Annotated in this window: 29 protein-coding genes; 9 read left to right on the forward strand and 20 right to left on the reverse strand. The window is 44.3% G+C overall.

Annotation, left to right across the window (positions count from 1 at the left end; translation table 11 throughout):
- Window positions 1-19: 19 nt before the first annotated feature.
- The 5 genes from B3G15_RS09500 to B3G15_RS09520 form a co-directional block, all read right to left on the reverse strand.
- Window positions 20-688 (reverse strand): potassium channel family protein, encoded by a 669-nt coding sequence (locus tag B3G15_RS09500; RefSeq protein WP_023468857.1) that lies wholly within the window; start codon window positions 686-688, stop codon window positions 20-22.
- Between the two features lie 104 nt (window positions 689-792).
- Window positions 793-1,815: a cytochrome d ubiquinol oxidase subunit II gene (locus B3G15_RS09505; protein ID WP_214859687.1), complete on the reverse strand. Its 1,023-nt coding sequence runs from the start codon at window positions 1,813-1,815 to the stop codon at window positions 793-795.
- A gap of 12 nt (window positions 1,816-1,827) precedes the next feature.
- Window positions 1,828-3,225 (reverse strand): cytochrome ubiquinol oxidase subunit I, encoded by a 1,398-nt coding sequence (locus tag B3G15_RS09510; protein ID WP_023468859.1) that lies wholly within the window; start codon window positions 3,223-3,225, stop codon window positions 1,828-1,830.
- A gap of 234 nt (window positions 3,226-3,459) precedes the next feature.
- Entirely contained in the window at window positions 3,460-4,572 is a 1,113-nt protein-coding gene (locus tag B3G15_RS09515; protein WP_023468860.1) for an N-acetyldiaminopimelate deacetylase, read from the reverse strand.
- Window positions 4,556-5,446: a LysR family transcriptional regulator gene (locus tag B3G15_RS09520; RefSeq protein ID WP_029342184.1), complete on the reverse strand. Its 891-nt coding sequence runs from the start codon at window positions 5,444-5,446 to the stop codon at window positions 4,556-4,558. The genes B3G15_RS09515 and B3G15_RS09520 overlap by 17 nt, the downstream gene beginning before the upstream one ends.
- Before the next feature lie 65 nt (window positions 5,447-5,511).
- Between B3G15_RS09520 and B3G15_RS09525 the strand changes: the two genes are divergently transcribed.
- Window positions 5,512-5,907: a disulfide bond formation protein B gene (locus B3G15_RS09525; RefSeq protein WP_029342185.1), complete on the forward strand. Its 396-nt coding sequence runs from the start codon at window positions 5,512-5,514 to the stop codon at window positions 5,905-5,907.
- A 248-nt stretch (window positions 5,908-6,155) separates the two neighbouring features.
- Here the strand turns inward: B3G15_RS09525 and B3G15_RS09530 are convergent, their stop codons facing one another.
- From B3G15_RS09530 to B3G15_RS09560, 7 genes are all read right to left on the reverse strand, one after another.
- Window positions 6,156-7,427 carry an FAD-dependent oxidoreductase gene (locus B3G15_RS09530; RefSeq protein WP_290720331.1) on the reverse strand — a complete coding sequence of 424 codons (1,272 nt, stop codon included), beginning with the start codon at window positions 7,425-7,427 and terminating at the stop codon, window positions 6,156-6,158.
- A gap of 115 nt (window positions 7,428-7,542) precedes the next feature.
- Window positions 7,543-8,361 (reverse strand): ammonia-dependent NAD(+) synthetase, encoded by an 819-nt coding sequence (gene nadE, locus B3G15_RS09535; protein ID WP_290720335.1) that lies wholly within the window; start codon window positions 8,359-8,361, stop codon window positions 7,543-7,545.
- A 33-nt stretch (window positions 8,362-8,394) separates the two neighbouring features.
- Window positions 8,395-8,838 carry a BsuPI-related putative proteinase inhibitor gene (locus B3G15_RS09540; protein WP_050677557.1) on the reverse strand — a complete coding sequence of 148 codons (444 nt, stop codon included), beginning with the start codon at window positions 8,836-8,838 and terminating at the stop codon, window positions 8,395-8,397.
- An 80-nt stretch (window positions 8,839-8,918) separates the two neighbouring features.
- Window positions 8,919-9,131: a hypothetical protein gene (locus tag B3G15_RS09545; RefSeq protein WP_023468866.1), complete on the reverse strand. Its 213-nt coding sequence runs from the start codon at window positions 9,129-9,131 to the stop codon at window positions 8,919-8,921.
- Window positions 9,132-9,491: 360 nt separating this feature from the next.
- Window positions 9,492-10,583 carry a conserved virulence factor C family protein gene (locus B3G15_RS09550; RefSeq protein WP_290720341.1) on the reverse strand — a complete coding sequence of 364 codons (1,092 nt, stop codon included), beginning with the start codon at window positions 10,581-10,583 and terminating at the stop codon, window positions 9,492-9,494.
- Between the two features lie 86 nt (window positions 10,584-10,669).
- The gene (locus B3G15_RS09555) at window positions 10,670-11,383 is read right to left on the reverse strand and encodes an alpha/beta fold hydrolase (protein WP_290720344.1); all 714 of its coding nucleotides are present in this window, start codon (window positions 11,381-11,383) and stop codon (window positions 10,670-10,672) included.
- Window positions 11,384-11,391: 8 nt separating this feature from the next.
- Window positions 11,392-11,949: a GNAT family N-acetyltransferase gene (locus tag B3G15_RS09560; RefSeq protein WP_023468869.1), complete on the reverse strand. Its 558-nt coding sequence runs from the start codon at window positions 11,947-11,949 to the stop codon at window positions 11,392-11,394.
- 132 nt (window positions 11,950-12,081) lie between these two features.
- Between B3G15_RS09560 and B3G15_RS09565 the strand changes: the two genes are divergently transcribed.
- From B3G15_RS09565 to B3G15_RS09580, 4 genes are all read left to right on the forward strand, one after another.
- Window positions 12,082-12,813, forward strand: a complete 732-nt coding sequence (locus tag B3G15_RS09565) for a hypothetical protein (protein ID WP_050677560.1) — start codon at window positions 12,082-12,084, stop codon at window positions 12,811-12,813.
- 247 nt (window positions 12,814-13,060) lie between these two features.
- Window positions 13,061-13,354, forward strand: a complete 294-nt coding sequence (locus tag B3G15_RS09570) for a hypothetical protein (protein ID WP_050677561.1) — start codon at window positions 13,061-13,063, stop codon at window positions 13,352-13,354.
- A gap of 346 nt (window positions 13,355-13,700) precedes the next feature.
- The gene (gene brnQ / locus B3G15_RS09575; RefSeq protein ID WP_214858069.1) at window positions 13,701-15,026 is read left to right on the forward strand and encodes a branched-chain amino acid transport system II carrier protein; all 1,326 of its coding nucleotides are present in this window, start codon (window positions 13,701-13,703) and stop codon (window positions 15,024-15,026) included.
- Between the two features lie 65 nt (window positions 15,027-15,091).
- Entirely contained in the window at window positions 15,092-15,967 is an 876-nt protein-coding gene (locus tag B3G15_RS09580) for a DegV family protein (RefSeq protein ID WP_214805206.1), read from the forward strand.
- A 55-nt stretch (window positions 15,968-16,022) separates the two neighbouring features.
- Here the strand turns inward: B3G15_RS09580 and B3G15_RS09585 are convergent, their stop codons facing one another.
- From B3G15_RS09585 to B3G15_RS09595, 3 genes are read right to left on the reverse strand one after another with little or no spacing between them, the layout of a single operon-like run.
- The gene (locus tag B3G15_RS09585; protein WP_214859674.1) at window positions 16,023-16,520 is read right to left on the reverse strand and encodes a hypothetical protein; all 498 of its coding nucleotides are present in this window, start codon (window positions 16,518-16,520) and stop codon (window positions 16,023-16,025) included.
- The gene (locus B3G15_RS09590) at window positions 16,520-17,140 is read right to left on the reverse strand and encodes a phosphatase PAP2 family protein (protein ID WP_214859672.1); all 621 of its coding nucleotides are present in this window, start codon (window positions 17,138-17,140) and stop codon (window positions 16,520-16,522) included. Before B3G15_RS09590 ends, B3G15_RS09585 begins: the two co-directional genes overlap by 1 nt.
- Window positions 17,140-17,682, reverse strand: coding sequence for a phosphatidylglycerophosphatase A family protein (locus B3G15_RS09595; RefSeq protein WP_034786059.1), 543 nt, complete (start codon window positions 17,680-17,682; stop codon window positions 17,140-17,142). The genes B3G15_RS09590 and B3G15_RS09595 overlap by 1 nt, the downstream gene beginning before the upstream one ends.
- Window positions 17,683-17,827: 145 nt before the next feature.
- Between B3G15_RS09595 and B3G15_RS09600 the strand changes: the two genes are divergently transcribed.
- Window positions 17,828-18,340 carry a YjcG family protein gene (locus B3G15_RS09600; protein WP_023468877.1) on the forward strand — a complete coding sequence of 171 codons (513 nt, stop codon included), beginning with the start codon at window positions 17,828-17,830 and terminating at the stop codon, window positions 18,338-18,340.
- A gap of 4 nt (window positions 18,341-18,344) precedes the next feature.
- Here B3G15_RS09600 and B3G15_RS09605 read toward each other — a convergent pair whose 3' ends face one another.
- The gene (locus B3G15_RS09605; RefSeq protein ID WP_023468878.1) at window positions 18,345-18,563 is read right to left on the reverse strand and encodes a hypothetical protein; all 219 of its coding nucleotides are present in this window, start codon (window positions 18,561-18,563) and stop codon (window positions 18,345-18,347) included.
- Between the two features lie 110 nt (window positions 18,564-18,673).
- On the reverse strand, window positions 18,674-19,447 hold the full coding sequence (gene fabI, locus B3G15_RS09610) for an enoyl-ACP reductase FabI (protein ID WP_029342212.1): 774 nt from the start codon (window positions 19,445-19,447) through the stop codon (window positions 18,674-18,676).
- 144 nt (window positions 19,448-19,591) lie between these two features.
- Here fabI and B3G15_RS09615 point away from each other — a divergent pair, with 144 nt between their 5' ends.
- A complete protein-coding gene (locus tag B3G15_RS09615; protein ID WP_029342211.1) occupies window positions 19,592-20,761 on the forward strand; it encodes an FtsW/RodA/SpoVE family cell cycle protein in 1,170 nt (389 codons plus the stop codon).
- A 53-nt stretch (window positions 20,762-20,814) separates the two neighbouring features.
- On the opposite strand, the gene B3G15_RS09620 is transcribed toward B3G15_RS09615, so the two are convergent.
- From B3G15_RS09620 to B3G15_RS09630, 3 genes are read right to left on the reverse strand one after another with little or no spacing between them, the layout of a single operon-like run.
- The gene (locus B3G15_RS09620; protein ID WP_290720380.1) at window positions 20,815-21,699 is read right to left on the reverse strand and encodes an RluA family pseudouridine synthase; all 885 of its coding nucleotides are present in this window, start codon (window positions 21,697-21,699) and stop codon (window positions 20,815-20,817) included.
- A gap of 18 nt (window positions 21,700-21,717) precedes the next feature.
- Window positions 21,718-22,521, reverse strand: coding sequence for an NAD kinase (locus B3G15_RS09625; RefSeq protein ID WP_023468882.1), 804 nt, complete (start codon window positions 22,519-22,521; stop codon window positions 21,718-21,720).
- A 10-nt stretch (window positions 22,522-22,531) separates the two neighbouring features.
- Window positions 22,532-23,176 carry a GTP pyrophosphokinase gene (locus B3G15_RS09630; RefSeq protein ID WP_035396676.1) on the reverse strand — a complete coding sequence of 215 codons (645 nt, stop codon included), beginning with the start codon at window positions 23,174-23,176 and terminating at the stop codon, window positions 22,532-22,534.
- A 96-nt stretch (window positions 23,177-23,272) separates the two neighbouring features.
- On the opposite strand from B3G15_RS09630, the gene B3G15_RS09635 reads away from it, so the two are divergent.
- Window positions 23,273-23,854 (forward strand): CYTH domain-containing protein, encoded by a 582-nt coding sequence (locus tag B3G15_RS09635; protein WP_231884645.1) that lies wholly within the window; start codon window positions 23,273-23,275, stop codon window positions 23,852-23,854.
- Window positions 23,855-23,948: 94 nt separating this feature from the next.
- Window positions 23,949-24,740 carry a DsbA family protein gene (locus B3G15_RS09640; protein ID WP_029342209.1) on the forward strand — a complete coding sequence of 264 codons (792 nt, stop codon included), beginning with the start codon at window positions 23,949-23,951 and terminating at the stop codon, window positions 24,738-24,740.
- Window positions 24,741-24,808 lie beyond the last annotated feature (68 nt).

A 24,808-nucleotide genomic window follows, 5' to 3' on the forward strand; every position in this document is an offset into this window, starting at 1 on the left:
AGGCGCGCCTCAGCTTTTTTTAGTTCTTCACTTTATGAATCGCACGCTCTAGACGGTCGAGGTCCTCATTTTCACCAATGACGACGAGATAGTCCCCTTTTTCAATCATTTCATCCGCTTGTAAAGAAATCAGAACGTTTTCCCCACGTTTAATGGCGACGACGTTCGCTCCGTATTTGCTCCGTAGATCCAGGTCAATCAATGTTTGTTTTGCCATCCGGTCACTGACTTTAATTTCAACGATCGAAAATTCTTGAGATAAATCGAGATAGTCAAGAATATTGGAACTCATTAAACCATTCGCAATCCGGACTCCCATATCCCGTTCGGGGTGAACGATGAAATCTGCTCCGATTTTTCGTAATACCTTTTCGTGGTAATCGTTCGTCGCTTTAACGGTGATCGATTGTACCCCAAGCTCTTTTAAGATCAATGTCGTCAAGATGGATGCTTGAATATTTTCACCGATGGCAACGATGACATGATCGAAGTTTCGGATTCCTAGACTTTTTAAGACATTCTCATCCGTCGTGTCCGCGATGACGGAATGCGTCGCAATTCCCATGAATTCGTTGACGCGCTCCTCGTCGGAGTCAATCGCTAAGACATCATAGCCATTTTTCGATAATTCACGGACAATCGAGCCACCAAAGCGCCCTAGTCCAATTACTGCAAACTCTCCATTCATTTTCACAACTCTCCTTCACAATCGCTCTTCCTTAGTAGTGTACCCGATTCAATTTAAAAATACTATAAACGCCCCTGCGATTCGCAGAGGCGTTTATTCATCCATTATTTTGAGGATTTCCCACGTACATAATCGTTATCGAACAGGAAGAGTCGTAAAATCAAGTACAACGCCGGAATCAAGAGTAAGAGTCCGAAGATGAAGACAACGACGAGTGCGGAAGCCATTGTTTCGTTAACGACCGCTTTGTTGATATCGATATATGGATACAAGATGTATGGTAAGTGCGTATAACCGTAACCAAACCATGCCACTCCATACTGTAGCATGACCGCGACGAAAGCAATTCCGTAATTCTTCTTCATGTAGACGAGTGTCACCGCAACGAGGAAGAAGATGAAACTAGCAGCGAACCACCACCAGTTCCCGTTTAAGATGTTCTCATAGTGCCATGCCGCTTGATTTTTCAATCCAAAGAAGACGAGTGCACAGACAATAATCGTCGGACCACTCCAGAAGAGTGCCCATTTACGAATTAGCGGAGTAGCCCCTTCATCCTTCGCTTTATCTGCGTAGAACAAGAGGAACATCGCACTGATATAGAGGACGGATACGATAGCGAGTGCTACGACCGACCAAGAGTAAAAGTTCGTAAATAATTTTGTTCCTAAAAACTCGACTGTTTCATTCGTTTTACGAATGAAACCACCTTGACTGATCGTCAATGTCGTTGACATCGCCGCCGGAATCAATAGACCAGTTGCTCCATATAAGAACGTATAGAACATGCTGTCGTTTGATCCATAATTGGCAAATGCATAGAAGCTACCACGAATCGCAATCAATACGAGAACGATCGAGGCTGGCACGAGCAGTGCCGTACCGAAATAGTAAGCGGTATCCGGGAAGAACCCGACTAGTCCGACGAAGAAGAATACGAAGAAGACATTCGTTACCTCCCACACTGGTGAGAGATAACGAAGAATCAATCGATTCGTTAAATGATCCCGCTTCGTATATTTTGAATAAAAGGCGTAAAATCCAGCACCGAAGTCAATTGAGGCAACGATGAGATATCCGTACAGGAAAGTCCAGAGGACCGTAATTCCTAGTGTTTGAACGTCCAAATCGTTCCCTCCTTACTTGTTATCATCCACGAACATAGCTTCCCCACGTGCGTGGTGGTTTTCAGCAAGTTCTTGAAGTTCTTTTCCAACCGGGTTTTTCTTGAACATCCGTAATAATACGACTGTACAAATCGTACCGAGCATCAAGTACAAGGCACTGAATAGAATCAACATCGGACCGACGGCAGTTGATGTCGTCGCCGCATCTGCTGTCCGCATGATGCCGTAAAGTGTCCAAGGTTGGCGACCAATTTCAGCATACATCCAACCTGCTTCAATGGAAATCATCGCCAGAGGTCCACCGATGAAGACACCTCTTAAAATCCATTTGTTATAAGGATTTAATTTTTTCAAACGGAATGCCAAGATGAACAAGGCAGAGATGGCAGCCAAATACATACCAATCGAAACCATGATATCGAAGAAATAGTGAACGATCAGCGGTGCTTGATCTTCTTTTGCGAACTCATTTAGACCAATGACTTCTGTATCTGGGGCTCCACCCGCAAGAATCGAGAGTGCATATGGGATTTTGACGGCTCCCTTGATTTCATAACTGCCGTCTTCTTGCTGATCAAGTATCCCACCAAAAATCAATTCTGCTTCACTTGTCGTTTCAAAATGCCATTCAGCAGCCGCGAGTTTCTCTGGCTGATATTTCGCCAAGTATTTCCCTGAGAAGTCCCCGACAAGTGCAGTCGAGAAGGCAAAAATCAATCCAGCCATAACCGTTAAGCGAAGTGCTTTTTTGTGATACGCTGTTTCCGCTGCTGAGAGTGTTTTTTTGCGGAGTAAGTGGAACGCCGCGATTGCCGCCAAGATGAAGGCGACTGTCAAATAAGCCGATACGATGACGTGTGTTGCTTTTGTAGGTGTTGCTGTATTGAACATTGCTTTTAATGGTTCAATTTGCGTTAGCGTTCCGTTGACGATCTTAAATCCTTCTGGTGAGTTCATGAAGGAGTTGACCGTCGTAATGAAGAATGCTGATGCTGTCGCACCGATGACGACTGGAATCCCGATCAACCAGTGTAACCATGGGTTTTTGAATCGATCCCATGTATACAGGTAAATACCGAGGAAAATCGCTTCAAAGAAGAATGCGAATGTTTCCATGAACAGTGGTAATGCGATCGTTTGACCAGCCACTTGCATGAGTGACGGCCAAAGTAGTGATAATTGCAATCCGATGGCCGTCCCTGTCACGACACCGACTGCGACGGTAACGACGTATCCACGCGTCCACCGTCTTGCTAATAAAATATAATCCGGATCTTTGCGTTTCAGACCGATGAATTCAGCAGCGAGTACCATGAGTGGTACCCCGACGCCAATCGTCGCGAATATAATATGAAACGCTAATGTGAGCCCTGTCAACAATCGACTGAGCAATACGGGATCATTGAACATGTATATAGCCCCCTCTTCCTAAAACATACTTCTCTATATGGTCTATAACCGTATCATAGAGAACATAACCCTTTATGTCTGTTTATAATGTTTGATGTAACAAATTGTTCACATGTGCACGTGATTTTTTTCACAAAATGTTCGAAAACTCCTATTCTTACATATATAAAAAGCTCTCCCATTCTTGATTTCGAAAGGGAAAGCTTAATGTCCTTCATTATTTCATAAAACTTTTTAAACATATTCTCGGAAATAATGATCGAGTAAATCAATCACAAATGGAATCGCGGATTCATCCGGATTCAAGGTTGGTTGGTGAAGTCCAGATGTCGGATTGTCGACTCCGAGCCAAAACATCATCCCTGGAATTTCCTTCAACATGAATCCGAAGTCTTCTCCTGTCATTGCTGCATCACATTCAATGTAGTTCGCATTCATCTTGACGAATGATGAAAATTTATCAACGATGTGTCGGTCATTGACGACCTCGTAATAACGATTTCCGAATTGTAGATCAATCTTGACGCCAAAGGAAGCTTCGATTCCTCGAATGATGTCACGAACGCGTCGTTCCAGTTTTTCCATGTCTTCTCCATTGAGTGCGCGCATCGTACCGTCAAGAACAGCTCTACCGGCGATGACGTTTTCCCGAATCCCGGCATCGACCTTTCCGATCGTAATGACGCTACAGTTCATCGGATTGATGGATCGACTGACGATTGTTTGCAATTGCATGATTAAGGCTGCTTGCGCAACGACCGTATCAATCGTCAAATGAGGAAAGGCCGCATGACCACTTTGACCATAGATCGTGATATGGACTTCTCGAGCACTCGCGAACAAGACGCCGGGACGGCTCGCAATCGTACCGACTGGATATTCCGGTGCGACGTGAAGACCATACATCTCACTTGGACGATATTTTTCAAACAACGGACTTTTAATCATCGGTTCTGCCCCGCCCGGACCTTCTTCCGCTGGTTGGAATAAAAAGACGACATCATCCATGACCGGCAATTCAATGATTCGTTTCATCAATCCCAACGCAATCGACGTGTGCATATCGTGACCACAGGCATGCATGAAGCCTGGATGTTCCGAACAAAATGGAAGACCTGTCGCTTCTTCGATTGGTAACCCATCAATGTCTGCCCGGTATCCAATCGTCCGATTTCCAGTCAATCCTTTCACTCGAACGAAAACACCCGTTTCAAACGTGTCATACGTGACACGATCTGGTGGATAAGCACGAATTTGTTCCAATATAAAAGCTTGCGTCTTAAATTCCTTGAACCCTGGTTCTGGTATTTTATGAAGCGCGCGCCGCATTTCAATGGCGTATTCCATCTGACTGACTTCCTCCTTCTTCTTTTACGATATCCCAAAACGCTTGAACTTGTTTTAGTTCAAGCATCGATTCCGTAGACAAAATCCATGTATCTCGCTTTAATATTTTTCCAGACGATGTTTTTAAAGGAAGCTGCATGACTTCATTTGATTGCTGAATCGTCGACTCGGGTAAAATCGCAAATCCAATTCCATGTAGAGCCATCTGCTTACATGTCTCGATTTGATCGACGACCAACGTCCGAGATGGTGGACTTGCGAACCGATCTTGCCACCATTCTAAAATTTCCTGATAGTACGTTGAGTCACTCTTGAACTGGATGAATGGTCGATCCGTCACGCGTAACTGTTCGATTGACGTCAACTCACTATCGACTAAATAGAGCGGATCCGAGAAAAGACGTTCTTTGACACCTTTCCAGTCCGGGTTTCCACGAATGATCCCGATATGAAAATGTTCCTCTAACATATGACGCATCATCTCACTGGACCATCCCGTGACAAGCTGAACACGGACATGCGGATAACGCTCAACGAATCGTTTTAAGACACGCGGGAGCCAATATTGCCCCATGATGGAAGCGACGGCAATCCGAAGCGTTCCATAAACGGCACCCTCTTCTGCTGTCAATTCACTTTTTAACTCAAGTTCCTTCCGATTCATCTCTTTTGCGAGACCGATTACTTTTTCTCCTTGTGGTGTGATGCTTAACCCACGCGATGAACGAATGAATAATTTTGTTCCCCAGCGTCTTTCAATCGCAACGAGACGTTGACTAAGCGCAGGTTGCGAGACGAATAATCGTTCAGCAGCGCGCCTCATATTCAATTCTTCCGATAAGGTGATCAACATTTCCATTTCCGACACTTGCAATGTGAGATTCGACTCCTCATGATATAAGATGGCATTAGTTTAACACGTTAGAAAGGACGATACATATGACACGCTATCATTTTATGTTCATCATCTCAACGATTGCAACGCTTGGCAGTCTCTATTTCAGTGAAATTCGCGGATTCATCCCCTGCCCTCTCTGTTGGTGGCAACGACTATTCATGTATACGACTGCCTTTTATTTGCTCATCTCGCTATTCCGGTCGAAAACGATTGATCCGCTCTTCGTCCGCCTGTATGTGCTTGCCGGCTTTGGTGTCGCCTTGTACCACGTCATCCTTGAGCGCTTACCCGATGGCGAAGCGTTATGTACAAGCGGCTGTCTCATCAAGTGGGTCAACTATTTTGGTTTCTTGACGATTCCGATGATGAGTCTCATTGCCTTTACATTACTCTTGGTTCTAGCATTCTATCCAGCACGTTCGAACAATGAAGCATAAGATGGGGCTGACTCAAAAGTCAGTCTCTACAAAGATAAGTGTGGCAGAATGATGATCTGCCATCCTTATCTCGTAACAAAAAGAATGACGCGTCACACGCCACTCCTACAGGAACAAGCGCATTTATGCGCTGTCAGAGACGAACAAGACCCGCTTTCCTGCTTCAACGAAGCAGGAAAGCGGGTCTTGTGTCTCGCCTGAGGAAAGGGCGTNNGTCATTCTTTTTTTGAGTCAGCCCCCGTTTGACATCACGTCCAGCGATTGAAGACGCTCACGGCACTTGAGAACGCAAGCTCCGAGAGTTGTCCCGTACCTTCACACCAGTCCCCGACGAAAGCGACACCTGCATGATCCGGAATATGAGTCGCAAGCGGCGTTTGCCCCATTTTCCATTTGATTTCTTGTACGACTGCTCGTTTGATCGTTCGTTCTGCGACGATACGTTGTCGCCAATCTGCAAAATGAACGTCAAGCATCTGTTCAATTCCTGTTCGGACATGTTCAATATAATCAGGATCCTCAAGTCGATCGTGTTCAAGGTAGGCGATTGCTTGAAGGACTTGACCATCCTTCGGTGCGAGACTTACATCATAATGTGATAAATCCGTGATGAACGCTCGATGCGAACGGTCGTAGATGTATGAATACGGTGTTTGGATATACGGATGAAGTCCAAGATCATACACGAATACTTCTACCGGTTCATGACTTGCATACGGTGTAACAAATCGTTGAATGGCAGTGGGAGTCGCCATTTTTAAGATTTCACGCGGTGGTACAGCAAAGATGATCCGTTCGACGTTCCATTCTTGTTTCTTTCGATCACGTACTAAGAATCCTGTCGTAGTCGATTCGACTGCTGTTATTTTTGTTTTTTTCAGGATCTCTCCGCGGTTCTCTAGAATGATCCGTTCCAACTCCTGTACTAACCCTTGCCATCCTCCTTCGATGTATGAGACAGGCTTTCGCGTCCGAAAAAGTTTTTGATAATACTCGAAATAGACGTCTGACGGAATTTTTTCGGGTTCTGCCGTAAAAAAGTTCGTTGATGCCAAATCAAGCATCAACTGTGCCACTTGTTCATCGACTCGTTCTGTTTTTAACCATTGCCCGATCGATTGTTGCGGATCCCCTCGTTCGACTCGTAAAATCGTTTTAATGATTTCCCATGTGAAACGTACTTTGTTCGTTCCTTCGATGACTTCTGTTTTCAATAATCCCCAGGCATTCGCAGGAACTGCCGTCAAATGACCTGAAAACTCATATTTCGCACGACTCGCTGAGAAATCCAGCCACGTCACTTCGATACCGAGCTGTTTCGTTAGTTTGCGAAGAATCGATTGATCGCGTCCATAAATCGCATGAGCACCGTAATTAAACGTAAATCCTTTTACGGTTTGAGAGGTGGCACGTCCTCCAAGTAATCCCGCATCCCAAAGCATGACCGGCGTTCCTTGTTTTGCGAATAATGCAGCTGCCGTCAAGCCGGATAACCCTCCACCTATAATCCCAATCGCCATACTCTCGCCTCCTTAATCATCGTTTCTCTTCTTTTCCCATAACAATTGAAGAAGAATCGAAGAACATGAAAAAAGACGTGATTTCACGATTGAAATCACGTCTCCTTATTTTGGATTAGGCTTTCCACCATTCATCGAGTGGTGAGACCGGCATATGATGCTTATGCCCAACACGTTTATACTGTGTCTCTAACTTTTCTTGACTTGCTTCTGAAATCGTCTTTCCTTCCAAGTAGTCATCGATTTCTTCATATGTCATACCAAGTGCCACTTCGTCTGGTAATGCCGGACGATTTTCTTCAAGATCTGCTGTCGGAACTTTTTCAATCAAGACTTCTGGTGCGTTCAAGTAACGTAAGAGTTGTTTCCCTTGCCGTTTATTCAGTCCTGTCAATGGCGTCAAATCACATGCACCATCACCATGTTTCGTGTAGAATCCCGTCACGAATTCAGCTGCATGATCCGTTCCAACGACTAAACAGCCATAATGAGCGGCTAAATCATACTGGCTTTTCATTCGCTCTCGCGCTTTCGTATTTCCTTTACTAAAGTCGGAAAGTTCTGCACCTGTCGCTTCTTTGAACGCCTGCATCGATGCTTCGACCGCTGGTTTAATGTTCACACGAAGCGAATGATCCGGTTGAATGAACGTCAAGGCTGTCTGTGCGTCTGCTTCATCTTGTTGTTCCCCGTAAGGCAAGCGGACCGCATAAAATGCGACATCTTTCCCCTCTTCTTTTCTCAACTCTTCAACTGCCAGTTGGCACAGACGACCTGCGAGCGAAGAATCTTGTCCCCCTGAGATGCCCAATACGAATCCTTTTGCTCCTGTATGCTTGAGATACGCTTTCAAGAAGGCTACCCGCTCGTTTACTTCTTGTGCTGAGTCAATGACAGGCTTTACTCCTGTTACTTGGATGATTTCTTTTTGCATGATTCGCTTCACTCCTTCACATTGTGTTGATCGTCATTTTGAATCAATCATTTGTTGATCCGTCGTTTGTTTTGCACTTGCTCCCTTGAATTGACGGATTGTCGATACGCGAACTTCCGTGCTATCACCTAAAGAGGAGATCGGTAATTCAACCGTATACTGTTTCGTTTCACGTTTCGTGAACGTATCCTTTTCAATCGCTTGCGTGAATACTTGCTCTTTCTCAAAATCATACGTTACGTGTTGTTTCGCATCAATCAATTGAGCCTGAAAACGTTGTGAGGAAGGATACGTCACGTTCACACTGTGATCATTTGGATTCGTTAAAGAAATGTCTAATTGCATCATGTCGTCCTGCTTTGTCGTTTTGACTGCGATTTGAATCGGTTCGTTCGTGGTTGTTGCCTGTTGTTTCTTTTCTTGGCAACCTGCTAAACAAACAGTAAGCAGTAGCAGAATGAAAACGAGACGTTTCATCTCATCCCTCCTTTTATCTCTAATAATTTTATCACAAAAAAAAGCGAGAGAGGATTCTCCTCTCTCGCATGTTTATCCACTTATGCCACAGGTAAAGTCGATGGATTCATCTTGAATGAAAACAATTGCTCTAATCCTGTCGCAAACAGTTCGTCACAAATATCCTCTGCCGCGTTTGCTGGCGCGACTAATGTAATCGTACGACTGTCGATTGTTTCGATCGTTACATATACCCCTGTTTTTGTCCGTTCCTTGTATCCTACTGCTAAATCTGTTTCAGCGAAAAGTAACATATCCCCGATTCTCCCCTTTTCTCATTCATAATGCCCAGCCAAGAGATGACCTACATGATTCGAATTCGTTATTGTAGATTAACTGTACCAAAGGGCAGGAAAAAGAAGAAAATTGTCATTCGACATTTCATTTCAAAACAATATTTCAATTTCATCAGGGATATTTTGGAATGCTTGATTTAGTTGTTAGATGCAAGCGTTTTAATAAGCATTTCCAACACATTTCATTTCGATTTCAAAAAGATGACAACATAATTTTGATTATTTTACCAGCTTTTTTAGACAACAGGGAAAATATACCTAGACAATTGGTGACTCATTTTGTCGAATGATTCTCTTAAGCAATTATTTTTTAAGTTCTTATGAACTTTCATCTATCATTCGATTCATTTGCTGCCAAACCGTTCCTAGGGCTTCTTCCCCACTTTCGATCCGAGTTAATGCGAGTTCGGCTTGTAGAGCCACTTCATATTCCCGGTCTCGAATGGCTTCACGCAGTCTTGGAATTGATTGTTCCGTTCCAACATCAAACAGGAAGCGAGCAGCTCGCCAGCGTACTAATTTATTTTTATCCGCTAGCGCTTCCATCATCATTGGTTCAGCTTCCGGCATCGCCCAATCTGAAATCGTATCGCCTGCTGTCCGGCGAACGATCCCTGACGGATCATGCAGTGCACTCGTCAAATACTCTAACAGTTCTTCACGGTGATCTTCGAACATCCCAAGCTTTACGATCGCTTGACGTCGAATTTGCATCTTCTCATCCTGTAACAGGCGAGCATAAGCTGGAACCCATTCCATCTCAACAGGTAGTTCATCGAGCGCCGCGAATCGTTCTTTCCAATCGGATGATTGAATTGCTTGACCTCTAAACGTAATATCTTCTCCTGCTGCGAGCGACTTGAGACGTTCGAGACGTTCGACTGGATAGGCAATCTCAATCTCATTCGCTACTTCACGCAAGCTTTCGTCAAGGTCACCGTATCGAGGTGCTTGTTCTACCCAGCGTCGATCGCTAATGACATTTTGAACGAATGGTTGGACGAATAGCGCTGCTTCTCGGAAACGTTCCGACAGCCCTTCTCGTTTTTCTTCTAATCCTTTCACACCTTTGATTTGCATCGGTACGCCTAAAATGAATTGCACGAATAAATGGACAGGCTCATACTCAGCATCTGTCTCGTGTTGTTCAACTTCATTTAACGTTTCACCGAACGCACGTCGTATATCGATGACAAGCGAGCGCCAATCATATTTTGGATAACGCTCGATCGATAAAAAGTCACTGACCTGATAAACGAACTTAACGCCAGGTATTTCAAGTAATCGCTGAATGTGTTCCGGTGCGCCAAAGGCATGCTCAAATGTCTGCCCCTTTTCCGAAAAGACCTCATCAACGATGACTTTCATGTTATTTGGACTTGGTGTTGGTTCAATCGCTACGATTTTCATGTGTATCCCCTCCACTTCTATCATTTCAGATATCTCATCTGAAATGCAAAGCAAATGCCCTACAGACGTGACCGTAGGGCAAAAACTTACTTGAATGCTTCTTCGATGATTGCAACGAAAGCATCCGGTGTCTCAAGCATCCCCATGTGTCCACTGTCTGTTGACCGATGTATGAGATGATCATTCTTTGGTGCAAATGCGCTTTCCTCTGAAATCAGTTGATCTTTCGTGCCGTGAATGATGACACCCTTCACGCTTGCTTTCGTCAAGACCTTCGTCATATCTCGCCGATCTCGCATCGCAGAGAGCGCACGGATAGCTCCTTCGACCGTCATCATGTACCCGATCTCAAGTGCTTCAGCGACAGCGAACTCATCTGCCCCTTCAGCGAATAAGGATGGAACAAGACCATTGACGAATTCTCTAACACCGATTTCTTCAACGCGCGTGATGTTTTGATTTCGTTTTTGTTTCGCTTGTTCATCATCTGCTTTAGCTGTCGAGTACACCAGACCGTATCCACTGATTTGATCCGCATACCCTTCTACGATTGCAGCTGTGATATATCCACCAAATGAATGCCCGATGATGATCGGCTTTTCGATACCACGTCGATCAAGTTCATGCATGACCCATTCGGCAAAGCCTTCAATCGTATCCGGACCAACATCAAGTCCCTCATGCCCCGGTAAACTTAGTGGTAATACATCAAAGGAATGTCGTAAATTTGCCTCTACCCGATTAAAATAATCTGTTCCTCCTGTAAATCCATGCAGGAGTACGAGTGTTTGTTTTTCCATTGACTACCTCATCCCTTCCATTCAGATGCGAGCATACGGTACATCGTCAAATCCATGAAACGACCATGACTGTATGCATAATCTTCTAGTAATCCTTCTGCTTTGAATCCTAATTTTTGAACCAATGCGTTAGAAGCGAGGTTTTCAGGTGCGACGAGGGCGCTGATTCGATGGAGAGCAAATTCTTCAAAGCCATATGTCAGAACAGCTCTTGCCGCTTCCGAAGCGACACCACGTTGCCAATAATCTTGACTAACTTCAAAACCAATTTCAGCACGATGGTATTGAGACAGCCAGTTATGAAAACCGATCGTCCCGATCAATTGATTCGTTTGTGCATCAGCAATTGCCCAGCGAATCGCTTTACCTTGCGTGAACTGTTCTTTAAAGTAACTGATGACATTTTTAGCTTCATAGACCGTCACGAGTGGATCTGATCCGTAATAGTACATGACTTTATCGTCCGATAGGATTTTAAACAATTCGCGTGCGTCACGGTTTTCGAGCTCACGTAATATGAAGCGCTCGGTCCGCAATTCCGGGAAAGGCTTTCGCAAGCCCCACATGCTCCATCACCTCTCTTTATGCTTCTCTATGTAGTATGCCCGTTTTCAGAAGTAAATATCCTTTCAGGCAATTCGAAGTTTTGCTACTATTAAATTATGAAGTAGTTAGTCATGGAAAGGAAGCGAAGTGGTATGTCGAGTGCGTTACTTTACTTATATGAGGACGAGGAAAATCAACGATTAACGATGTCAGGAGTACACTTCTCTGATTTCGCTGCAGCCGTCGATTTGAAACGTCCTTTACTCATTTCAGGAAGTGATTTCAAACAGACGAAACAATCGTTTCGAACGATGCTTCATTACATCGAAGCGCATGAGATCGAACAGTTTTCACAATCAACGGATGTCCAGCGTCATCCTTTGACTGCTATTGATATTCGATCTTCCCATTCGCTCGATGTATTGACGGATGTCGAAATCGCGGAATTATTATTTTTAATGCATATGAAACGAGGGACACCGCTTCCTTTCCTTGACTCGATCGAGAATGAACTGGTCTATTTTAGCGAACACGATGGGCTTCATGCTTCTGTTTACTTGAAGGATTGGTCAAGGGTAGAACAACTTATCTCCGATCTCGTACAACGGAAATTTCGTCAGCACGCACGATCCGTTGCTTCGATCGCCTTAACGGCTGAAATCATGATTCATATCCGTCATCTCCTCAAAGAAGGAGTATTGATTGATTTTGAAAGTGCAAAACGGTCTGTTTTCTCAAGAAATATCACGATTCCTGTATATGTAGCAGGACGCTACGAAGATATGAGCGTATTACATGAAGATTTTGAAGCGGAGAAAGAATCGATCCTTCGACGAGGAACGCTTGTTTGTCGCAAGAAAAAATGGAGTTTTGAGTTAGATTGACCTTTAGCATCTTTTTCTTTTAGAGAAGGATGCTTTTGTTCTATTTGAATTTCACATGATGATTCCCTCTTAACAGATATTCCTATCCATATGACAATATTGTTAAAAAATTTTTCGAATTTTCACACAAAATAAGACTAGCATCTGGTGAAGACTTCGCTATAATGAGGATAACCTTTTCAAGATAGAAGTTAGACCCGGTTTTTTATAGGGACAGTACTGGAATCAACAGAAGGAGGAATTCAATATGGATCAGTTAAAAGTGAACGGAATTGGCTCATTCACGAAATTTGCGACAAATGGAAACATCCTGAAATTAAAGGATGCGACACTCGGTGAAGTAAAATTGTCGCTGAATGAAGCGAGTTCAATGACCATCGCCCCTGTCGATGAAGAAAATGGACTTTTCATCATTAAAGGGCAACAGCAGGAATCGCTTGTTGAACTGACGTTACCACGTCAATCCTGTGAGGTCGTTCACGCTTGGCTCCTCCATAAATTGAAACGCCACAAAAAAACGCGCTCGATTGCAACGAGCTGATGTGTAACGTAAAACGTCTTGAGTAGAGACCCTTATCTCTCCTCAAGACGTTATTTGTTTTCAAAAATTCGGCGGTGAATTTTCAGAAAATATTGTTTTATTAATTTCTTCATGTTATCCTTAGAAAAATTCAAACAGGAGGTTTTAAACATGACACACGCAACGCTCATCCAAGAACGACTGATTGTGATTAAGAGTAGGGACTGAAGATTCATTTCTCGTTTGAGAAAATGAAGATCCAGGCCCTTTTCGTCATTTCGACAAGGCGTCTGAGCAAACGACGCCTATCCACAAATTTAGTGGATGAGGCTTTTTTTATGAAATTAGGATGAATGGAGGACAACACATGTTTAAGACAAAAGATACATTTGCTCTAGGATTTATGATTTTTGCTTTATTTTTCGGTGCGGGTAACCTGATCTTCCCACCGGAACTCGGTGCGCTTGCGGGTTCACAGTTCCTTCCTGCCATCCTTGGTTTTATCGTAACGGGTGTCGGTCTTCCTTTGCTCGGCTTACTTGCAGTTGCCTCTATCGGAGGTGGCATCAAAACACTTGCTGCACCACTCCCTCGTTTTGTAGGTGCTGCCTTGACGTTCGCACTCTATGTTGCGATCGGTCCCTTTTTCGGGATTCCGCGAACATCGGTTGTCACGTATGAGCTCGGAGTCGTACCATTCCTTGGTGCTCCCTCACAAATGACGTTGATCATCTCATCGAGTCTCTTTTTCCTTGCCACACTTTATCTTGTACTACGACCAGGAAGATTACTTGAGATCATCGGGCGTTTCATCACACCATTATTACTGATTGCTCTTGCAGCATTAAGCATCAGTAGCATCATTTCGCCACTTTCGAGTGTCTCTTCACCAAACGAAGCGTATGAGACGACTGGACAGGCATTCATTCAAGGTTTCCTTCAAGGATACTTAACACTTGATGCACTCGGTGCCTTGGTATTTGGTGTCGTCGTACTGCATACATTGAAAAGCCGAGGCGTTCATGAACGAAAAGCACAATTTAAAGTCGTCACTCGTGCCGGAATCATCGCTGCCACTGCTTTGACTCTCGTCTATGTCGGACTTGGAATGATCGGACGTAACACATTTGCCGCCATCGGAAAAGTTGATGGTCCAGCACTTCTTCAGCATTATGCAAATACTGCCTTCGGCTCAATCGGTTTAGCTGTACTTGGTCTTGCGATCTTGCTTGCATGTTTGACGACATCAGTTGGTCTCGTCACCGCATTTGCAGAATATATGATGACGATTTCCAACCGTGTATCTTTAAAAGCGGCAAGTATCTTCACGACTGCTCTTGGTCTTACGGTATCCATCGTCGGATTGCAGACATTGTTATCCATCGCTGTTCCGGTATTGATGTTCCTTTATCCAATAGTCATCGTCTTGATCGCATTGACATTCATGCGTCACCTGTTCCGTCGTAAGTCGGTTGTTTATCAATCAACTCTTGGTGTAACGATTTTCTTTTCATTCTGTAGTGCGTTGAATCAACTTTCGCTTTTCCCGGGAAATCTTAAAACGTTCTATCAATCTTTACCTTTAGTGGATCAAAGTTTAGAATGGTTATTCCCAGCACTCATCGCCTTCGGTATCAGTTCATGGTTTGGACACGTTTCCAGTGCTTCTATTACACAAAAACGCGCTAGCTAGTGATTCCGCTTTCATCGCTATGGTATGATGAACAAAATGGTTCTATTAATGGAGGCGTCATATACATGGATAAGATTGCTTGGATTACCGACAGCATGGCTTTTTTTGAGCCAGGAGAGGCTGAAAAAATCGGAGTCCATGTGATACCGACTTTACTCATCTTAAACGGAGAGTCTTACCGGGAGTATGTCGATATCTCGATTGAACAGCTTGATCAAAAAATGCGAGAAGATGCTCACGCTTCACCGACGACTTCTCAACCGTCATTCGGTGACTTCGTGACCTTGTATGAACAATTACTTGAAGATGGCTATGATTACGGGTATGCGATTCATATCACGAGTGGATTGAGCGGAACGTATTCGAGTTCCGTCGCTGCAGCTGAAGCTGTCGGTTTCCCTTTATACGCGATTGATTCGTATACAGGTGCTGCGAATCAGCAAGAACTTGTCCGGATCGCACAACGACTCGTTGCTGCTGGTAAAGGTCCCGATGAAGTCATGTCTACGCTTGAGACATTCAAGCACAAATCGCATTTTTATCTGATCATCGGAAATATGGAGACGATGCGACGGAGCGGACGTGTCTCTGGAAGTCAGTTTTTATTAGCAAACATGCTCAATATTAAACCAATCGCTCAATTTAATGAGGAAGGACGGCTTGTCCCATTTAAAAAGGTCCGTTCCATCAAAAAAGCTTTTAAAGAAATGGTCAGTGAAATTTCATCAAAAGTCAGTGCTCATGGTGTATATGATCGGACGCTTTATGTCAGTCACACGCTCGCTCATGCCGCTGCTGAAGAATTACGGCGCTTGATTTCTACAGAACATCCGGAGCTTCAAGTACGCATTACCCAATTTGGTCCTTCCATCTTGGCACATGCTGGTGCTGAGACGGTCGGTGTGTACTGGTTCGATGAGATTCCTTTACCAACAACTTGATATCTTGCACGAAACGATGAAAACCGGACGGTCTGCTTGAGACCGTCCGGTTTTTTCATGTCGTTTCATACTTACGAAATAGTTCTTCTAATAATACGGCTTCGTCCGTCGTCCGTTGAATCGGCTCATGTGGAAGTGTGATTACTCTGGATAACGTCTCAGAAGGATATACATCAATCGAAACTTGTTCCATTTCGATGAGATACTCAAGGATGGAATCAAGTGATGTCTCCTTATTGAATTGACGAAGCCAATTTTCATATCGACGATCCACTTTTCCTTCTTTAAGCAAAATCTTTCCACCGTCAATGATCGCCCACTTCGGTGGCGCATCGATTTGAAAGAGTTCCAACTGCTGGTACTCTTCCATCGTTCGTTTCGTCACCGGAACAACACCGTTAATTGACACTAACCGTTTTAATCTAAGATGCGCTCGCATCGTCATGAAACGAGGTCGCCCAGCGACTCGCTCGACAAGCAACGTCGGCTTGTCGATGGAGCGCATCGTCTCTTCATCAAATAATAAACTATGATCAACATCTAACAGTAACATCAAGCCACTCCTTTTTTTCTACGGGAGACGATGAATGCATAGGAGCTACATAAAAGAATCGCGGCAAAACAATATCCACCGATGACATCTGAGAAATAGTGAACGTTTAAAATGATTCGAGAAGCTCCCATGGCGAGGAATAATCCAATCGTCACGATCGATACAAGTACCTTCCCACCTGTTTTCAAATGACGAAACGCAACGACGAGAAATCCGGCATAGACGGCAAAAGCCATCGCTGAGTGACCACTCGGAAAACTGTATCCTACACCACCAACCAGTTCATTTAATGAGGGGCGCTCTCGGACAAAGGCGAATTTAACGACTTGATTCAATCCACCTACTGATACTGCCATGAACACATACCAAATACTTGCAATGCGATCTCGCCACAAAACATAACTCAGTATTCCAAGTAAGACCGTCATCGTCATCGCCCCTGGACCTGATCCGAGTTGAGTGAACCAAGAAACGTAATCCCCTGGGACGTGTTGCGACATATATGACGATAATTGAGCATCAAATAAAAAATAGCCTGTTGTCCGAATGGAGACAGCGATGATCACGAATAAGACGACAGCAATGGATGCACCTATCCACGCCGCTCTTGCACCCCGCATCAGTATGTTCCCTTACGTTCTTCTAATTCTTCTGCTGAATAGTCTTCCTTATCTCGCAAACGATGCGCTAGTCGTCCGGATGCATTTGCTGCGATGGCCGCGACGATATCATCCATGAACGTGTTGACTTTTCCGTCCCCAAGCTTCGTATCGAGTTCTTTGATAATACCGACCTTTGCTTTATCCAAATAGCCGAACGTCGTAACCGCAATCGAACCATACGTGTTGACGGCACCAATCGCAATCGTCTCATCTACGCCAAATAGCCCTTCATCGCTTTGGATGATGGACAGGAGGGGTTCTGATAATAACCCTTTTTCCGCCAAGATGTCTAGTTCTGCTCCGACGAGAATCGCATGTTGTAATTCACGTTTTTCAAGAACACGTTCTACTGAACTGACACATGTTTCAATTGTCAAATCCACCGTGTAGGGGGCCTGCATTTGGTAAACGATCTCAGCGATTGCATGAATCGTCACCCCTCGTTCATGTAACTTATCGATAGCTGCCTGTTTGACCTCTTTTGAATGTGTTTTCTTCATGACTATATCCACCTCTCCAACAAAGTACTTCATTAGTATACACGTATTCTGAACCTCCTCTCAAACTTCTTTGACATCGACGCCAGAATCCGTCATGATTATTTTGTAAAGCGTTATCATTTCAGGGGAAAGTAGGGGATTTTCGATGAACATCGGGGTTGTATTGTTTCCATCGAAACGCGTTCAAGATTTTGCAAATTCATACCGAAAGAGATATGACTCGAAGTATGCACTGATCACACCTCATATCACGCTACGGGAGCGGATGGAAGTCGATGAGACAGAATTAGACCACATCGTGACGGAGTTGAATCGAATCGCGTCCGAAACGAAGCCTGTCAATTTGCACATCCAAGGAGCTCGTTCGTTCCATCCGACGAACAATGTCTTGTTCCTTAAAGTAATGCCGACGGATGAGTTAGAACAATTACATCGCGCTTTGCATACAGGACCACTCGAACATAAGCCGAAATACGATTTCTTGCCACACATCACAATCGGTCAAGAACTGTCGGATGTCGAACTGTTCGATGTACTAGAACGTCTCAAGATGGAAGATATCCGTTTCCAAGAGGACGTCACGAAAATGGCTTTATTGTATGAACTGGAGAACGGTGCTTGGAGTGTCTATGAGACATTCCGCTTCACAGGTCAATGAATGATTAAACTTCCCGGTCGAAGCTTCGACCGGGAAGTTTTAGTTCTGGTAATACACCGTATGCATTTGCCTGTTCTTCTAAAAAGTCGTCCGCTTCGTGTTCGCGGTAAGGGTCAGTTGGGCGTATCGGTTGAACTCGAGCGACTGGTTCAGTCTTTAGCTGTGGATCGACACGTACTTGACGATTGACATATTGTACGACTGTAAAATCGATTGCGTTCATCCTCTGCACTTCCTCTCTCCTTCAACATGTTCATATTTGACACTTCCCCGATCCAGCACAAAAAAAACCAAGCCCCCTTCTCAGGAAAGCTTGGTTCAATCTGTTATCTTTTAAAGAATGTGGAATCCACTATCGACGTGAAGGATTTCTCCTGTCACCCCACTCGACATTTGTGAAAGCAAGAACAGTCCACTTTGACCAATTTGTTCTGTCGTCACGTTACGATGAAGTGGCGCACGTTCTTCGATGCTATCAAGAATCGAATTGAAATCGCCGACACCTTTTGCGGATACTGTCCGAATTGGACCAGCTGAGATCGCATTGACACGAACGCCTTGCTGACCGTATTCAGCAGCGAGATAACGAACGCTTGCATCTAATGCGGCTTTCGCAACACCCATGACGTTGTAGTTCGGAACCATCTTCTCACCACCGAGGTACGTCAACGTGATGACGGATGCATCTTCCGTAAAGAAATCTTTCGCCGCTTTGACGACTGCTGTTAAGCTGTAAGCTGAAATATCAAGTGCTTGCGCAAACTGTTCACGCGTTACCCCAGAAAATTCACCACGAAGCGCTTCTTTATCCGCGAATGCGATCGAGTGAGCAATCCCTGAAATCTTCCCGTGGTCCGCATGAATCGTTTGGAAGACCTGTTCGATTTCTTCATCACTTGTAACATCACACGTATAATAAGAAGCTGGACGTGATAATTCTTGTCCTAATTTTTCAAGTGGTGCCTTAAAACGCTCCCCGACATATGTAAATGCCAGGCTTGCTCCAGCAGCGTCGAGCGCACGTGCGATGCCCCATGCAATCGAACGTTGGTTGATGACGCCCATGACGACGTACGTCTTACCTTCGAGTGAAGGATAAATATTCATGATAAAGTCCCCCTTAAATTAGTACCTGGTAATAAAACCTATCTTCAGGTTACAAAAACGTAACGCTTCTGTCAACCATCGCTCTTGATATTGCGGATTTGATAAATTACGGTAATATAGAGAATGATAGAAAGTAGGGATGAAATGAATCGATTCAAATCATTTACACAACGTTATGATCATACGTTGCTTTTTTTACTCGCCTGTCTGATGGTCATCAGTATTATCGCCATCTATACAGCACAACCTTCGCTTAAAGGTGCGATCAGTGCCATCAACTTCTCTGCCAAACAAATTCAATGGTACGTCATCGGCTTCATGGCGTTATCGGTCGTCATTTTCATCGATTATGAACAGTTGAAGCGATTCCACTGGTTTTTATATGGAGCAGGTATCGTATCATTGATCGGTCTTGTCATTTTCCGTGGTACACCAATCGTCACTGAAATCAAAGGGGCATACGGTTGGTATCAATTCCCCGTTATCGGTACGGTTCAACCGGCTGAGTTCATGAAGTTCTTTTTGATCGTTACGCTCGCTGCCGTCATTACCGAGCACAATGCGCGTTATGTTCAACATGAAAGAGATCTCTTGTTACTTATCAAGTTAGTCGCGGTTACAGCCTTGCCGCTCGGTCTTATCATCATTCAGCCCGATTTAGGGATCGGTTTGATTCTATGCGTCATCTTAGCATGTGCGATGTTGTTATCCGGACTAAACTGGAAATGGCTTTTGACGATGTTCGGTCTGTTCGCAGGAGCCGTCATCATCTTCTTTTACCTGTTCTTTTTCCAAAATGATTTACTCGCAACCTTTTTCCCAGGTCACGCGATGAACCGGATCATGGCTTGGTTGCAACCGTTCGAATATGCGGATGATCTGTCGTACCAGCTCGTCCAAGCAATCAACGCGACAGGTTCAGGGCAAATGTTCGGCGTTGGATACGGGAAACTGCAAGTGTTCGTTCCGGAATTGCATACAGACTTCATCTTTACGACGATTGCCTCTCACTACGGTTTCATCGGGGCTGCCATCGTCTTGATCGTCTTGTTCCTGTTCGTCTATCGCTTGATTCAGATTGCTCTCGAGACAGCTGATCCATTTGGTACCTATATCGTGACAGGATACGTCGCGATGTTTACGTTCCAAATTTTCCAAAATATCGGGATGACGATTGGTGTCTTACCGATCACAGGTCTTCCCCTACCGTTCATCAGTTATGGTGGATCAACGATGATCGTAAACCTCGTCGGTCTAGGATTGATCATGGCAATCGCCTCTCAATCTCGGATTTCCATGTTTGATGAAGACTAAACACAAATAAAAGGCAGTGGACCAAGTCCATTGCCTTTTATTTGTGTACTTTATCATTCCAGTCGGAGATCCTCAGGAAGTGGTGCTTCAAAACGAACCTGTTCTCCCGTCGCAGGATGAAGGAACGTTGCTGACGCACTATGAAGCGCCTGACGCGGAAGTAACGGGTTCCCTTGATACATCGTATCGCCAATCAAAGGATGCCCAAGAAAAGCAAGATGGACACGAATTTGGTGTGTCCGACCTGTCTCTAGTCGGATATCGAGTAATGAGATTTCTTGGTCAAAGGCTCGAACTAGACGGCTATTTAAGATATGCGTAATGGCTCGTTGACCATCTGGTCGTACCATCCGTTCCATGAAGGAATGATCGGTTTGACCAATCGGTTGATCAATTGTTTGTACCGGTACGTTTCCCGGTGCATACGCTAAATAATGTCGTTCTAATTCATTGGATCGTTGCATGAGACTCATCCGGTGATGGGCAAGCCCGTGTTTCGCGAACAAGACAAGACCACTCGTATCACGATCGAGCCGATTAACGATATGGATTGCATACGGAATTCCTTGTTTTCGGTAATAACCAAGCACATAGTTCGATAATGAGCGTTCCGGATGCAGTCGAGACGGAATCGATGCCATGCCCGGCGGTTTATTGACGACGAGAAACCAATCATCTTCAAACAAAATATCAAGTTCCCCTTCTGTCGCCACCATATCCGGTGCTGGTGTCTCTTCCGGGAAGAAGACATGGACATGATCACCCGCGTGTAAGACGTCGTGGACGTTAACATGCTGACCATTACGCGTGATATCCCCATGATTCTTAATTGATACTAACATTTTTCGCGAAATCCCTAAGCGGGTCGTACAAAAATGACTGACACGCCAGCCATCCTCGATGTCAGTCACCATCTGTTGTAGCTGAAATCCATTCATGTTTCCATTTCCTTTACTTTAACGTCTTTCGTCTGCCAGGAAAGATTCCCGCACCCGTTGCCAGAACGGGAAAGAACGAAAACGAGCAAATTTCACTTTTTTATCAGAGACCCGGCATCGAATCGATGTCACGTTTTGATGAATAATTGAAGCATAGTGGTCATAGGTCATCTGAAAATCAATCGGATTGACGGGACGAATTTCGACATCATGATGTTTCGGTAACAACATCGGTGAGCCGATCGTCCGGTAAACACGATTGTTGATGGAAGCCATCTCTGTAATTTGAATTGCTTCGAGCGCCGGGTGAACGATCGCTCCGCCGAGTGCCTTATTGTAAGCTGTCGAACCAGACGGTGTTGATACACACAATCCATCACCTCGGAATGTTTCGAAGTAGTCGCCTCGAATCGATAAATCGCAAACGAGCGTCTGATTAAAACTTTTAATCGTACATTCATTCAAGGCAAGCAGTTGGTTGTGTGAACCGTCCGCATAATCAATCGAGAGTTCAAGCAACGGGTATTGAACCGTCGCTAAATCCTGCTTCGCGATATGATCAATCAGTTCATCCATTTCTTCAGGGCGCCAATCCGCATAAAAACCAAGATGCCCCGTATGAATCCCAACAAGCGTGATCGTCTCTACTTGATCGAGATACGAATGAAACGCCTGTAACATCGTTCCGTCTCCACCGATCGAGACGACGATTTCCGGTTGGCTGACATCAAGAATACATCCCCGATCCGTCAATGCCTGCTCGAGTTGCTGTTTCAGCGCATGAGATCGCTCATCATCACGAGCCGTGATTGCAAAACGCATGGTCATCCCCCTACTCTTTTAATCGTTCAGACGCCTTAGCGTCGCGTTGAAAGACGAGTTGTGCGTCTTGGATTTCTACTTTCAGCTGGCTCATCTCCGCATCAAGCAAAAATGCTGCCTCTGCTGCACGACGCAGACGCTCACGCGTCTCTTCCGGAATATTTCCTTGGTACTTATAATTCAACGAGTGTTCAATCGTTGCCCAGAAGTTCATCGCAAGCGTTCGAATTTGGATCTCGACTAACGTCGGAACTTCACCTTCGATCGTCTGTACCGGATAGGCAATGATGACGTGATACGATCGATAGCCACTATCCTTTTTTTGCGTAATGTAGTTCCGTTCTTCAACGATTTTAAAATCTCCGCGCGAGCGCAGCAGCTCAAGGACATGAATGATATCATCGACGAATTGACACATGATACGTAATCCGGCGATATCCTGCATGTCTTGTTCTAATGACTCACGCGCAATTGCTTTTCGTTCCGCTTTTTGAAGAATGCTCTTTACAGGTTTGACCCGTCCTGTGACAAATTCAATCGGTGAATGTTCTCCCCGTTGCTGAAATTGTTTACGAATCGCTTTTAGCTTAACTTTCAACTCATCGACCGCGATTTGATACGGTGCAAGAAATAAATCCCAATTTTCTTTTGTCATCTGATTTGTCACCACTTTTAATCGAATAGTATTGGTTCACTGCCTGTTCCTACCTCATTCATGTTATCATATTTTCAGACATTCAACTAGAAAGGCGTGATTCCGATTAGACAAGAATTGGAAATCGAATTCAAGAACTTATTGTCTGAACAAGAATATCTATCGTTATTTACCCATTATGCGTCAGCTAAACAACCCATTTGGCAAGCAAATGATTATTTTGATACGCCTGATTTTGAACTTCGAAAAAAAGGTGCTGCTTTACGGATTCGTGAGAAAAAACAAGGGCTCGTACTGACTTTAAAACAACCCCATGAGGAGGGGTTGCTTGAAACGCATGTCACGTTATCATCAACTGAAGCAGAAGATCTATTCAAATACGGTCTAATTCATTCCGAAGAGATGAACGAACAGCTAAAGTCATTTGATTTACAGGGATCTTTGGAGCATTTAGGTCGATTAGAGACAGAACGAATCGAAACCGTGCTCCCGGAAGGATTGCTTGTCCTTGATAAAAGTCGCTATCTCGGACATACCGATTATGAGTTAGAGTTTGAGGTCAGCAACTTCGAACAAGGGCAAAAGGATTTCGAGCGAATTCTTTCAGAACACGACATTCCACAGCGCAAAACAAAAAATAAAATCGTTCGCTTCATGGAACGTAAAGCGCTTTCTTGATTTTTCGTGTAAGAATGAACAAGCAAAACCTTTGCTCTTTCTTTTTTTTCGTTGCTAAAATAGGGTAACGATAACAACAGGAAGGGGTGAACGGATGGAACACGCACAATGTAACGGATCTTATTGTTCATTGGACGAACCATCGATTCAACAACCGACGAAACCTCTGGAAATCTATCATTTTCTAGATGTGACACAAACGGATGGTTTACGGTTGATACCCGTCCTCAAGAAGCTAGAGCTAGAATATGGTCATCTGTTCCGTCTTCGGACGATTGCAACGATTCCATGTGCTCCATCACGATCTGCATGCGATATGTCACCACTCGTCATTCTAAAAGCAATTGAGCTTCAAGGAAAGACGTTTGGTATGCGATTCATGCGACGCCTTCGAATGCTTCATAACGTCGAAGGAGAAAGTGCTTATAGTCGGCCATCATTGATGCGGCTAGCAGAGGCTTTAACGGAGTATGGTTTGGATTTAGAAGAGTTTCATCGTGATGTCTCGTCGGATACGATTCAGCAAATGCTCGAGAAAGAAACCGAGCTAGTCACCGAATGGGATGTTCGGATTCTTCCAACACTCGCTTTTGTCGGAGACGAAGAAGCGATCAAAGCAGAAGGACCTTATGAGTATTTGGTGTATGTCTCGATCTTAAGTGAATTACTAGATCATACGATCGAAAAACAACCGAAGCCACCACTCGAACAATTCTTGAGACGGTATGAAACAGCAACAACGGCTGAAATCGCCTTTATTTATGACGCTCCTGAATCCCAGATTGAACACGAATTAAAAAAACTGGTCTTGCAACAAAAATGTGCTTCTCTATCGTACTGTGATGGAAAAGTATGGCGTCATTTAAAAGATTCGGCACACGCATGATAAAAACAATAAAAAGGACAGTTCAGCGTTCTGAACTGTCCTTTTTGTGTTCAATCATAGACAAAAGA

Source organism: Exiguobacterium sp. UBA1053, from assembly GCF_002316465.1.
Taxonomy (GTDB): Bacteria; Bacillota; Bacilli; order Exiguobacteriales; family Exiguobacteriaceae; genus Exiguobacterium_A; species Exiguobacterium_A abrahamii.